At 65.0% G+C, this 12,783-nt stretch carries 11 protein-coding genes; 3 read left to right on the top strand and 8 right to left on the bottom strand.

Annotation, left to right across the window (positions count from 1 at the left end; translation table 11 throughout):
• Positions 1-135: 135 nt before the first annotated feature.
• The 7 genes from ASC83_RS15210 to ASC83_RS15240 all read right to left on the bottom strand — a co-directional run bounded on the left by ASC83_RS15210 (position 136) and on the right by ASC83_RS15240 (position 8,311).
• Positions 136-1,230, bottom strand: coding sequence for a tartrate dehydrogenase (locus tag ASC83_RS15210; RefSeq protein WP_056064173.1), 1,095 nt, complete (start codon positions 1,228-1,230; stop codon positions 136-138).
• A 70-nt stretch (positions 1,231-1,300) separates the two neighbouring features.
• Positions 1,301-1,867 (bottom strand): CDP-diacylglycerol--glycerol-3-phosphate 3-phosphatidyltransferase, encoded by a 567-nt coding sequence (pgsA, locus tag ASC83_RS15215; RefSeq protein ID WP_026436902.1) that lies wholly within the window; start codon positions 1,865-1,867, stop codon positions 1,301-1,303.
• Between the two features lie 45 nt (positions 1,868-1,912).
• Positions 1,913-3,916, bottom strand: a complete 2,004-nt coding sequence (gene uvrC / locus ASC83_RS15220; RefSeq protein ID WP_056064174.1) for an excinuclease ABC subunit UvrC — start codon at positions 3,914-3,916, stop codon at positions 1,913-1,915.
• A gap of 116 nt (positions 3,917-4,032) precedes the next feature.
• Positions 4,033-5,016: a tripartite tricarboxylate transporter substrate binding protein gene (locus ASC83_RS15225; RefSeq protein WP_056064177.1), complete on the bottom strand. Its 984-nt coding sequence runs from the start codon at positions 5,014-5,016 to the stop codon at positions 4,033-4,035.
• Between the two features lie 85 nt (positions 5,017-5,101).
• Positions 5,102-6,082 (bottom strand): tripartite tricarboxylate transporter substrate binding protein, encoded by a 981-nt coding sequence (locus ASC83_RS15230; RefSeq protein WP_056064180.1) that lies wholly within the window; start codon positions 6,080-6,082, stop codon positions 5,102-5,104.
• Positions 6,083-6,128: 46 nt separating this feature from the next.
• Entirely contained in the window at positions 6,129-7,109 is a 981-nt protein-coding gene (locus ASC83_RS15235; protein WP_056064184.1) for a hydroxymethylglutaryl-CoA lyase, read from the bottom strand.
• The gene (locus ASC83_RS15240; RefSeq protein WP_056064187.1) at positions 7,106-8,311 is read right to left on the bottom strand and encodes a CaiB/BaiF CoA-transferase family protein; all 1,206 of its coding nucleotides are present in this window, start codon (positions 8,309-8,311) and stop codon (positions 7,106-7,108) included. The genes ASC83_RS15235 and ASC83_RS15240 overlap by 4 nt, the downstream gene beginning before the upstream one ends.
• Before the next feature lie 140 nt (positions 8,312-8,451).
• Between ASC83_RS15240 and ASC83_RS15245 the strand changes: the two genes are divergently transcribed.
• From ASC83_RS15245 to efp, 3 genes are all read left to right on the top strand, one after another.
• Positions 8,452-9,348, top strand: a complete 897-nt coding sequence (locus ASC83_RS15245) for a LysR family transcriptional regulator (protein WP_056064190.1) — start codon at positions 8,452-8,454, stop codon at positions 9,346-9,348.
• Complete coding sequence (gene earP / locus ASC83_RS15250; RefSeq protein ID WP_056064193.1) at positions 9,345-10,487, top strand: elongation factor P maturation arginine rhamnosyltransferase EarP; 1,143 nt, start codon at positions 9,345-9,347, stop codon at positions 10,485-10,487. The genes ASC83_RS15245 and earP overlap by 4 nt, the downstream gene beginning before the upstream one ends.
• A gap of 140 nt (positions 10,488-10,627) precedes the next feature.
• On the top strand, positions 10,628-11,182 hold the full coding sequence (gene efp / locus ASC83_RS15255; RefSeq protein WP_008906801.1) for an elongation factor P: 555 nt from the start codon (positions 10,628-10,630) through the stop codon (positions 11,180-11,182).
• Between the two features lie 139 nt (positions 11,183-11,321).
• On the opposite strand, the gene rimO is transcribed toward efp, so the two are convergent.
• Complete coding sequence (rimO, locus tag ASC83_RS15260) at positions 11,322-12,725, bottom strand: 30S ribosomal protein S12 methylthiotransferase RimO (RefSeq protein ID WP_056064196.1); 1,404 nt, start codon at positions 12,723-12,725, stop codon at positions 11,322-11,324.
• Positions 12,726-12,783: the final 58 nt, after the last annotated feature.

Raw genomic sequence — 12,783 nt, forward strand, 5'->3', positions numbered from 1 at the left:
CAACACGCTGTTTTGCGTCAGCGTTGTTTTGGATTCTAGTCGTATTTCACGCTGCGACAGGGCTTGGCGGGGGGTTTTGTCTCAAACACGCCGTATCGGCAGCACTCCGTATTGACACCCCGCAGCCAGCCGTACTCAACGAGCAGCGAGTGCCTGAGCAATGGCTTTGCCCACATCCTGCGTGCTGCCCGTGCCGCCCAGGTCCGGGGTGCGCGGAGCACCACTGCCGGGTTGCAACACGGCTTCGATAGCGGCCAGAACGGCGTCGTGCGCGGCGCGGTAACCCAGGAAGTCCAGCATCATTGCGCCACACCAGATCTGCCCGATGGGGTTGGCGATGCCCTTGCCCGCGATGTCGGGCGCCGAGCCATGCACCGGCTCAAACAGCGACGGCATGGTGCGCGTGGGGTTGAGGTTGGCGCTGGGCGCGATGCCGATGGTGCCGGTGCACGCAGGTCCCAGGTCCGAGAGGATGTCGCCAAACAGGTTGCTGGCAACCACCACGTCAAAGAAGTCGGGCCGCTGCACGAAGTGGGCGGTGAGGATGTCGATGTGGAACTTGTCCACCGTCACATCGGGGTAGGCCTTGGCCATCTCGGCCACGCGCTCGTCCCAGTAGGGCATGGTGATGGCGATGCCGTTGGACTTGGTGGCGCTGGTCAGGTGCTTCTTGGGGCGCGACTGGGCCAGTTCAAACGCAAACTTCAGCACGCGGTCCACGCCGTGGCGCGACATCACTGTCTCCTGCATCACGATCTCGCGCGGAGTGCCTTCGTACATGCGGCCACCGATGCTGGAGTATTCGCCTTCGGTGTTCTCACGCACGATCAGCATGTCGATCTCGCCGGGCAGGCGCGGGCTGCCATCACGGCGCACCACAGGGGCGATCACGCCTGGCATGAGGCGTGCGGGCCGAAGGTTGATGTACTGATCGAACTCGCGGCGGAATAGCAGCAGCGAGCCCCAGAGCGAGACATGGTCAGCGATCTTGTCGGGCCAGCCCACCGCGCCGAAGTAAATGGCCTCATGGCCGCCAATCTGGTCCTTCCAGTTATCGGGCAGCATCTTGCCGTGCTTTTCGTAGTAGTCCCAGCTCGAAAAGTCGAAGTGGTCGAAATGCAGGTCAATGCCAAACTTGCGGGCGGCCTCGTCCAGAACGCGGATGCCCTCGGGCATGACCTCTTTGCCAATGCCGTCACCGGCAATGACTGCAATGCGATGCTTCGCCATTCAGATGCTCCTGAAAATATAGCTGCCTGCGCTTATATATCAAGCGCTCCAGGCATCAAAGACTTGAAAACTATTTGACGCGTGCCCGGATCTCCGGCAACGCCTTCTGCAGGTAGTACACCATCGACCAGACGGTGAGCACCGCCGAGGCCCAGATGAGCCAGGTGCCCCACACGCCGGTATCGATCACGCCAAACAGGCGCCCGTCGTACAGCAGAAAGGGGATGGCCAGCATCTGCACCGTGGTCTTGACCTTGCCGATCATGTGCACGGCCACGCTCTTGCTGGCGCCGATCTGCGCCATCCACTCGCGCAGGGCCGAGATCGCGATCTCGCGGCCGATGATGATGAGCGCCACAAACACGTCGGCACGTTGCAGGTGCACCAGCACCAGGAGCGACGCACACACCAGAAACTTGTCGGCCACCGGGTCCAGGAAAGCACCGAAGGACGAGGTCTGGTTGAGCTTGCGGGCCAGGTAGCCGTCCAGCCAGTCGGTGGCCGCGAACACCACGAACATCACGGTGGCAATGAGATTGCGCGTGGCCGGGTCCAGCGGTGCGTAGAACACCCCCACGATCAAAGGTATCGCGACGATGCGCGTCCAGGTCATCAAGGTGGGGATAGTCCAGAACATGGCGGCGATTGTGTCACGGCGCGGCCGTGGAACGGCACATGGGGCTTATCTCAATGCCTTGTAAATTTCTTCTGCCAATTCATGCGAGATGCCATCCACGGTGGCCAGGTCCTCCACGCTCGCGGATGCCACACCACGCACCCCGCCAAAACGTTGCAACAGGCGCGCTCGCTTCTTGGGCCCCACCCCCGCAATTTCTTCCAGTTGCCCGCCTCCCACGCGCACCTTGGCCCGTGCCGCGCGCATGCCGGTGATGGCAAAGCGGTGCGCCTCATCGCGGATCTGCGCCACCAGCATCAGCGCGGCCGAATCCTTGCCCAGGTAGACCTTTTCGCGCCCGTCGGCAAACACCAGCTCTTCCAGGCCCACCTTGCGGCCCTCGCCCTTCTCGACCCCCACGATGCGGGTCAGGTCCAGCCCCAGTGCCGTGAACACCTCGCGCGCCACGCCCACCTGGCCCTTGCCGCCGTCGATGAGCACCAGGTCCGGCAAACGCGCCTGGCCTTGGGGCCGGGCTGCGGCTTGCGCCTCGGGCGATTGTGCATAGTCGATGCCGCCCTCCTCGCGCAGCGCCTCCACCACCTTGCTGTAGCGGCGCGTGAGCACCTGGCGCATGGCGGCATAGTCGTCGCCGCCGGTGATGCCTTCGATCTTGTAGCGGCGGTATTCGCTGCTCTGCATCTTGTGGTGGTGAAACACCACACACGACGCCTGGGTGGATTCGCCTGCCGTGTGCGAGATGTCGAAACACTCGATGGTGAGCTGATCCAGGTCTTCGGGCGGCAGATCCAGCGCCTCGGCCAGCGCCCGCGTGCGGGCCTGCTGCGAGCCCTCCTCGGCCAGCAGACGGGCCAGTTGCAGATCGGCGTTTTTCTGCGCCATGTCCAGCCACGCGCGGCGCTGTTCGCGCGGCTGGTGGATAGCGTTCACGCGCAAGCCACTTTGTTCGGTCAGCGCGTCCAGCAAGGCCTTGTCCACCGGCACACTGGTCACCAGCAGCGGTGGCACGGGCACACCGATGTAGTGCTGGGCAATGAAGGCCTCCAGCACCAGGGCCTCCACAGGGCGAACCGGGCGAGACGGGGTGGCCACCGTTTCATCCGCACCGTCCCCGCCTTCTTCTTCAAACACCGCCGCAGCGTCCTCGACGTGCACCGGGAAATACGGCCGGTCGCCCAGGTGGCGGCCACCGCGCACCATGGCCAGGTTCACGCAGGCACGACCGCCTTGCACGCGCACCGCCAGGATGTCCACATCCTTGTCATCCACCGTCTCAATGGACTGCTGGTGCAGCACGCGCGACAGCGCCTGGATCTGGTTGCGCACCTCGGCAGCCTGCTCAAACTCCAGCTTGTCCGAGTGCGCCATCATCCGCACCTCCATGGCTTGCAGCACCTCCTGCGTTTCACCACGCAGCAATGCCTCGGCGTGCTGCACGTCAGCCGCATAGGCCTCGGGCGAAATCAAGTCCACGCAGGGCCCGGTGCAGCGCTTGATCTGGTACAGCAGGCAGGGCCGTGTGCGGTTGGCAAATACCGTGTCTTCGCAGGTGCGCAGCCGGAACACCTTTTGCAGCAGCTGAATGGTTTCCTTCACCGCCCAGGCGCTGGGGTACGGGCCAAAGTACCGGTGCTTTTTATCGACCGAGCCCCGGTAGTACGCCATGCGCGGAAACACCTGGCCCGGCGCATCGCCCCGCGTGTGGGCACCCGGCGTGCCAGTGATCTTGAGGTAGGGATAGCTCTTGTCGTCGCGGAACAGGATGTTGAACTTGGGGTTCAACGTCTTGATGAGGTTGTTTTCCAGCAGCAGCGCCTCGGCTTCGGAGCGCACCACCGTGGTCTCCATGCGCACGATCTTGCTGACCATGTGGCCGATGCGCGTGCCGCCATGGTTCTTCTGGAAGTAGCTGGACACCCGGCGCTTGAGGTTGAGCGCCTTGCCCACGTACAGCAGCGCATCCTGCGCGTCGAAATAGCGGTACACGCCCGGCAGCGCGGGCAGCGCAGCCACCTGCGCCAGGAGTTCTTCGGAATGCACATCAGACATGGCGCGTATTGTGGCCCCGCGCGCAGCCTGCCCTGTTCACTATCAAAAAAATAGCTACCAGCGCATATTCAACCAGCGCTTGCAGCCATTTTGATCAAAAAATCACCGTACCCCGGTCACTCCGCCTCGATCTTCGAGGTCTTCACCACCTGCGCCCAGTTGGCCAGATCGGCCTTCACCTTGTCACCCAGCTGCGCCGGGGTCTGGTAGTCCGCCGTGGCGCCCTGCTCCTGCGCCTTTTGCTGGAAGGCCGAGTTCTGCACCACGGTGCGGATGTCGGCCGCCAGCTTGTCCACCACGGCCTTGGGCACGGCGGCGGGGGCAAACACGGCAAACCACGAGGTGGCATCGACTCTGGGGTAGCCGGCCTCGGCCGTGGTGGGCACGTCGGGCAGGCTGGGCAGGCGCTGTTTGCCCGTCACGGCCAGCACGCGCAGTTTGCCGCTGGCAATGTGGGGCATGAAGGGAGGCGCGGTGCCAAAAGTCAGGTCCACCTGGCCGCCCAGAAGGTCCTGCAGTGCGGGGCCCGTGCCCTTATAGGGCACGTGGACCATCTTGATGGCGCCTTGCTGCTCCAGCATGGCACCGGTCACGTGCTGCAGCGAGCCGTTGCCCGACGAGGCGTAGTTGAGCTTGCCGGGATTGGCCTTGGCGTAGGCGATCAGCTCGGGCAGCGTTTTCACCGGCAGGTCGGCACGCACCACGATGATCTGCGGGGCCGAGATCACGTTGGCCACGGGTTGGAAGTCGCCTTGCTCCCACTGCTTTTGTTTGGTGATGTGGGGCGAGATGACGTGGTAGCCCGAGTACTGCATGAGCAGCGTGTAGCCATCGGCCTCGGCCCGCTTGACGGCGCTGGCGGCAATGTTGCCGTTGCCCCCGCCCTTGTTGTCCACGATGACCGACTGGCCCAGCACCGGCGCAAGCGCCTGCGCCAGCATGCGGGCCGACAGGTCGGTGGTGCCGCCTGCGGCGGTGGGCACCACCATGGTGACGTTCTTGGACGGGTAAGCGCCCTGCGCCGCTGCGTGGCCGATGAAGCTGATGGTGGCCAGTGCGGCCAGGGCGAGGGTGGTGAACTGCTTGCGGGTGGTTTTCATGAAGGGATGTCTCCGTCGTTGTCGTTGTCGTTGTTGTCAAAAATCTGAGTTGCGAGAAGCAAAAAGGCGCAGAGAAAGCACCCGGTCAATCGACCGTCGCACCCGTGTCCTTGACCACGCGGCTCCACTTGGGCAGGTCGGACTGCACCAGCGCCGCCAGCTGCGCCGCCGTGCCCTTGAAGGGCTCGCAGCCCACGGTGGCCAGCTTGTCCACCACGTCCTTGTGCTCCAGCGCGCGCGCCACCTCGGCCTGCAGCTGCGCCACGATGGGCGCGGGCGTGCCAGCCGGGGCAAACAGCGCATACCAGGGCGCCTGGCCAAAGCCTTTGATCGTCTCGCCGATGGTGGGCGCATCGGGCAGTGCGGCCACGCGCTTTTCATTGACCACACCCAGCACCTTGAGCTTGCCTGCCTTGATGAACGCAATGGCTGACGGCAGGCTTTGCACCGACAGCGGCACTTGCCCGCCCACCACGTCGGTGGCTGCAGCGGCGGAACCCTTGTACGGAATGTGCTGCAGCTGGATGCCTGCCGCCTTTTGCAGCATCTCACCAATCAGGTGGTTCAGCGTGCCGTTGCCCGCCGAGGCAATCGCATATTTGCCAGGGCTGGCCTTCGCCAAAGCCACCATTTCGGCCACGGTGTTGGCCGGGAAGGACGGATGAGCCACCAGCACATAGCCCGCCGTGGCCACGGGCGCCACGGGTGCGAAGTCCTTGACCGGATCGAACCCCGGGTTCTTGTACAGCGCAGGGCCAATCACATGGGCGCTGTCGGCCGTCAGCAGCAGGGTGTAGCCATCATTGCGCGCGCGGGCCGTGGCGCCTGTGGCCAGGGTGCCGCCCGCACCAGGGCGGTTGTCCACGATCACGCTCTGGCCCATTTGTTCGCTGAGTTTTTGCGCCACCACGCGCGCAATGGCGTCGTTGGCGCCACCAGCGGCCTGGGGCACCACCACGGTGATGGGCTTGGAGGGGTATTTGTCCTGCGCGCCCGCTGCGAAGGCAGCGGAGCACAGCACGGCGGCGGTGAAGATGCGGCGGGACAGTGGGGCGGGGAAGGTCATGGCTTTTGTCTCCTGGTGTTATGTGTGAATGCAGGCTCGCCCGCGCTCAGCGGGCAAGCGCTCTTTCGCGGATCGCCTCGAAATCGGCAGGCACCGGGTGCAGTGCCAGGCGCGGACCCGCCTTGGCAATCTGGCTGGGGATATCGTGGCCGATCAACGCAGGCAGTTGCTGCGCCGCCACCACCAGTTGTGCCAAGTCCACCCCGGTGTCATAGCCCATCAGCGCCAGCGCATGCACGATCTCTTCGCTACACACATTGCCGCTGGCGCCCGGCGCATAGGGGCAGCCGCCCAGGCCGCCCAGCGAGGCATCGAACCGGTCCGCACCCGCGTCGATGGCCGCCAGCACATTGGCCAGCCCCATGCCACGCGTGTTGTGGAAATGCAGGGTGAACTCCACCCCCGGCCAGCGCGCGCGGGCTGCCGCGGTGAGCTGGTGCACCTGCGTGGGGTAGGCCATGCCCGTGGTATCGCACAGCGTGATGCCACGCGCGCCCAGGTCCACAAAGCGCTGCACCCAGCCGAACACATCGGCCTGGGCCACATCGCCCTCCATGGGGCAGCCGAAAACACACGACAGCGACACATTCACCGCCACGTTGGCACCCTGCGCCAGGGCCACCACCTGCGCCAGCGCCGCGAACGACTGTTCCTGCGTCATGCGCAGGTTGGCCAGGTTGTGCGTGGCACTCACCGACATGACGAGGTTCAGCTCATCCGTGCGCGACTCAATGGCGCGCTCGGCGCCGCGCAGGTTGGGCACCAGGGCGGTGTAGACCGTGCCGGGGCGGCGCGTGATCTCGCGCATCACGATCTCGGCGTCTTTGAGCGCAGGGATGGCCGTGGGCGAAGTGAACGAAGTCACCTCAATCTTGGCCAGGCCCGCCGCCGACAGCGCGTTGCACAGCGCGATCTTGTCGGCCGTGGGCACAAAGGCCTTTTCCATCTGCAGGCCGTCGCGCAGGCCGACTTCCTGCATATGGATACGGCGGCCTGCGCCCTGCCACACCGTGTTGGATGCACTCATTGAATCACCCCCTTGCTGCGCAGCAGCGCAATCTGTTCGGCCGTGAGGCCTGCCTCGGCCAGCACCGCATCGGTGTCGTCGCCCAGGTGCGGCGCGCTGCTGCGGATGCTGCCCGGCGTGGCCGAGAGCTTGGGCACGATGCCGGGCACTTCCACGCTGTAGCCGTCGCGCGTCTGTTGCGTCAGCAGCATGTCGCGGGCGCGGTAGTGCGGGTCTTCGGCAATGTCTTTGGCGGTGTAGACCTTGCCCGCAGGCACGCGGGCAGCGCCCAATGCATCCAGCACCTGCTGCACAGTGCGCTGCGCGCTCCAGGCGCCAATCGCCGCGTCGATCTCTTCCACACGCGCCACGCGGCCGGTGTTGTTGGCCAGGTCCGGCGCGGCGCCCAGGTCGGGCCTGCCAATCGCGTCCATCAACCGCTTAAAGATGCTGTCGCCATTGCCCGCCACCAGCACCCAGCCGTCCTGGCAGGGGTAGGCATTGCTGGGCGCAATGCCCGGCAGCGCGCTGCCTGCTGCCTCGCGCACGGCGCCGAAGGCGCTGTATTCGGGGATCAGGCTTTCCATCACGTTGAACACTGCCTCGTGCAGCGCCACGTCAATCACCTGGCCCTGGCCGCCGTTGACCTTGCGGTGGTACAGCGCCGTGAGCACGCCGATGGTGCCGTGCAGCGCTGCCAGTGTGTCGCCAATCGAGACACCGACGCGCACCGGCACGCGGCCGGGCTCGCCCGTCAGGTGGCGCAGGCCGCCCATGGCTTCGCCGATGGCGCCAAAGCCTGGCAGGTCGCGGTAGGGTCCCGTCTGGCCGTAGCCAGAGATGCGCAGCATCACGAGGCCGGGGTTGAGTTGGTGCAGCTCCTCGGGCGACATGCCCCAGCCTTCCAGCGTGCCGGGGCGGAAGTTCTCGACCAGCACATCGGCTTCTGCAATCAGCTGGCGAGCAATGTCCTGTCCCTCCTTTTGCCGCAGGTCCAGCGCCACCGAGCGCTTGTTGCGCGACTGCACCTGCCACCAGACGGAGGTACCTTCCTTGATGAGGCGCCAGTTGCGCAGCGGGTCGCCGGTCTCGGGCGCCTCGATCTTGATCACATCGGCGCCAAACTCGCCCAGCGTCTTGCCGCAGAAAGGCCCGGCGATGAGCTGGCCCATTTCGATGACGCGCACGCCTTGCAACGCGGCGGGGGAAGCAATGGAATCCATGGGTGGGGTTATCTCCTGCGGCCAGCCCCACGCCGGGGCGGCTCGGGGCGAATGATGCGCAGGGTGTGCGGGGCCGTAAATCGCTCAAGCAACAAGATGCCATCGCAAACCGGCATGGCAGCTTGTTACCATCAGGCCCCATGAAGCTCGACCCCGTCTCCCTGCGCCTGTTTGTGGCCGTGATGGAAGAAAGCACCATCGCTGCCGCCGCCGCGCGCGAGCACCTGGCCGCCTCGGCCGTGAGCCGCCGCCTGGCCGACCTGGAAGACGCGTTGCACGTGGCCCTGTTCACCCGCAGCAACAAGGGCACCGAGCCCACGGCTGCCGCATTTGCCCTGCTGAACCTGGCGCGCGGCGTACTGAATGACCTGGACGGCATCGCCACCCAGATGCGCGAATATGGCACCGGAGTGCGCGGCCACGTGCGCGTGGTGGCCAACATCTCGGCCATCACGCAGTTTTTGCCGGGGGAACTGCAGAGCTTTCTGGCACAACACCCGCAGGTGGATGTGCGGCTGCAGGAGCAGATCAGCAGCGCGATTGCGCATTCCGTGGCCGAGAACGCGGCCGACGTGGGCATCCTGAACGAAGGCCACTACGGCGAACGGGTGACGCTGCTGCCCTACCGCACCGACGAGCTGGTGCTGGTGGTACCCACCGGTCATGCGCTGGCGCGGCGCAAGTCCGTGCGGCTGGCAGACGCCCTGCCCTATGACTTTGTGGGCGCGCACCCCAACAGCGCCATCAACAACCAGCTCACCCGCGCATCCGCCGAGGCTGGCCTGCCGCTTCGACTGCGCATGCAGGTCACCAGCTACGACGCGCTGTGCCTCATGGTCAACGCCGGCCTGGGTGTGGGCGTGATGCCGCGCGGCAGTGCGCGGCTGTACCAGGGCGCGCTGCAGATCCGCACCGTCACCCTGAACGAGCCCTGGGCCCACCGCCGCCTGTCGCTGTGCGTGCGGTCGGAAGAATCCCTCTCCACCGTGGCCCGGCTGCTGGTGGACCACTTGCGCACCCAGCCCGCCACACCATGACCCCCGACCGCCAGCCCCTGCAGTGGGATGTGTTCTGCCGCGTGATTGACAACTTTGGCGACATTGGCGTGTGCTGGCGTCTGGTGGCGCAGCTGGCCGCACTGGGCCACCGCGTGCGCCTGTGGGTGGACGACGCCTCGGCGCTGCAATGGATGGCCCCTGGGGGCTGCGCCGGGGTGGAGGTGCGGCCCTGGGGCGCGCCGCCGCCGGGCCCCAACGAGCCGCCACCCGATGTGATAGTGGAGGCCTTCGGCTGCGATATTGCTCCTGAATTCATAGCGTATAGCGCATATTCCACTGGCGCTTCTGGCCAAAATCGCTCCAAACCTGTCTGGATCAACCTGGAATACCTGTCTGCAGAGGCCTACGTCGCACGCACCCACCGCCTGCCGTCCCCCATTCTGTCCGGCCCGGCATCGGGGTGGACGCGCTGGTTTTTCTACCCCGGCTTCACCACCGGCACCGGCGGCCTCCTGCGCGAGCCCCATCTGATGGCGCGGCGCGAGGCCTTTGACCGCAGCGCCTGGCGCACGGAGCACCGGGCTCTGTTTGGCAGGTGCGAAGAAATACCGGGCAGCCGCTGGGTGTCGCTGTTCTGCTACGAGCCCCCGGCGCTGGCCCACCTGCTGCAACAGTGTGCGCTGCAACCCACCGAGCTGCTGGTCACGCCTGGCCGCCCGGCTGCTGCTGTGCGGGCGACGCTGGCCGAGCCCTCCGGGAACCAGGGAGGTCCGCAAGCGCATGACCAGCGGGGGCTGCTGTCCTTGTCCTACCTTCCCCACCGCCCCCAGCCAGCGTTTGATGAGATGCTGTGGGCTTGCGACTTCAATGCGGTGCGGGGCGAGGACTCGCTGGTGCGTGCGCTGTGGGCGGGTCAAGCCTTTGTCTGGCAGATCTACCCGCAGCACGACAACGCCCACCACGACAAGCTCTGGGCCTTTCTGGACTGGCTGCAGGCCCCTGCGTCACTGCGGCAGTTCCACGCGACCTGGAACGGGCTGGACGGCGCGCCGCTGCAATGGCCGGACGACAACACACTGGCAGAGTGGACCGCCTGCACCCTGGCTGCCCGTGCGCGCCTGCTGACGCAGGACAACCTCGTCGCACAACTTTTGGGCTTTGTCGCCGAAAAACGGTAAAATCCGAGGCTTTGCGCAAATCAGGTGCGGCATGTCAGTGCCTGCTCCCCGCGCACTTTCGCCGCAGAACATGCACCGGCGCGCATACCAGATGGTTTGCCAGCCCGCGCGTTGAGCGGCCCCAACCCAAGCAACTTGCTATGAAAATCGCTCAAGAAATCCGCGCCGGCAACGTCATCATGCACGGCAAGGACCCCATGGTGGTCCTGAAGACCGAATACGCCCGCGGCGGCCGCGGTGCAGCCACCGTGCGCATGAAGCTCAAGAGCCTGATCGGCAACTTCGGCACCGAAGTCGTGTTCAAGGCCGACGACAAGATCGACAACGTGATCCTGGACAAAAAGGAGTGCACCTACTCCTACTTTGCCGACCCCATGTACGTGTGCATGGACACCGAGTACAACCAGTACGAAGTGGAAGCCGAAAACATGGGCGACTCGCTGAACTACCTGGAAGACGGCATGACCGTGGAAGTGGTGTTCTATGACGGCAAGGCCATCTCGGTCGAACTGCCCACCAGCGTCGAGCGCGAAATCACCTGGACGGAACCCGCCGTCAAGGGCGACACCTCCGGCAAGGTCATGAAGCCTGCCAAGATCGCCACCGGCTTCGAAGTGCCCGTGCCCCTGTTCGTCAGCCAAGGCGACAAGATCGAAATCGACACCCGCACTGGCGAATACCGCAAGCGCGTCTAAGGGCGGCAAGGGCTCGCTGCCCTCTCTCCCTCCCAGGAGATCCCCCAAAGAAAAAGGCTTCCCTCGGGAAGCCTTTTTTTATGATTCAGAGCCAATGCGCTAGTGCTACATGGGTCTAACGCTATGAATTAAATAGCAATCAGATAGGTTGCGCCACCAGGTCGTGCCCCTGCACGCCCACGATACGTGCCTTGGTGAACTCCCCCACCTTGAGCTGCTTGCTGATCTTCTCGGGCGGCAGCAGTTGCACGGTGCCGTCGATCTCGGGCGCATCCGCATAAGTGCGGCCCACACCCCCTTTGCGGCCCAGGGCAGGGGCATGGTCCACCAGCACCTGCATGGTGGCACCCACCCGGCGCTGCAGTCTGGCGATCGAGACCTCTTCCGCCACCGCCATGAAGCGGGCACGGCGCTCTTCGCGCACTTCCATCGGCAGCATGCCGGGCAGCTCGTTGGCAGCAGCGCCATTCACATCGCTGTAGGCAAAGCAGCCCGCACGGTCAATCTGCGCCTCGCGCACGAAGTCGAGCAGGTGCTGGAACTCTTCTTCCGTCTCGCCCGGAAAGCCCGCAATGAAGGTGCTGCGGATGACCAGCTCGGGGCAGGCTTCGCGCCAGCGCAGGATGCGCTCCAGGTTGCGCTCGCCACTGGCGGGGCGCTTCATGCGCTTCAGGACATCAGGGTGGCTGTGCTGGAAAGGCACGTCCAGGTACGGCAGCACCTTGCCCGTGGCCATGAGCGGGATCACCTCGTCCACGCTGGGGTACGGGTAGACATAGTGCAGGCGCACCCAGGCGCCATAGGGCTCGGCAATCTCGCCCAGCGTCTGCACCAGCTCCAGCATGCGGGTCTTGACGGGCTTGCCGTCCCAGAAACCCGTGCGGTACTTCACGTCCACGCCATAGGCCGAGGTGTCCTGGCTGATCACCAGCAACTCTTTCACACCACCTTCAAACAAGGCCTTGGCCTCGCTCAGCACGTCGCCAATGGGGCGTGACACCAGATCGCCGCGCATGGACGGGATGATGCAGAAGGTACAACGGTGGTTGCAGCCTTCGCTGATCTTGAGGTAAGCGTAATGCTTGGGCGTGAGCTTGATGCCCGCGATGCCGAAGCTGCCGGGCACCAGGTCTACGAACGGGTCGTGGGGCTTGGGCAGGTTCAGGTGGACCGCATCCATCACCTCTTGTGTGGCATGGGGCCCGGTCACGGCCAGCACGCTGGGGTGCATCTGGCGCACCATGTTGCCGCCATCGTCACCCGTGCGGGCGCCCAGGCAGCCGGTGACGATGACCTTGCCGTTCTCGGCCAGGGCTTCGCCAATGGTGTCCAGGCTTTCTTTCACGGCATCGTCAATGAAGCCGCAGGTGTTCACGATGACCAGGTCTGCACCCTGGAAGGTCTTGGAGGTTTCGTAACCCTCGGCGCTCAGCTGCGTGAGGATCAGCTCGGAATCGGTCAGCGCCTTGGGGCATCCTAAACTCACCATGCCAATTTTGGGAGCAACCGAACGCACCGGGGTCTCGTAAGTATCTGAAATCATTTATCTTTTTCCTCGGCGCAAGCAGTTTTCTAGGGACCCGATTGTATTTCACCCGTCA

The sequence above is a fragment of the Acidovorax sp. Root402 genome (assembly GCF_001425125.1).
In the GTDB taxonomy this organism is placed as follows: domain Bacteria; phylum Pseudomonadota; class Gammaproteobacteria; order Burkholderiales; family Burkholderiaceae_C; genus Acidovorax; species Acidovorax delafieldii.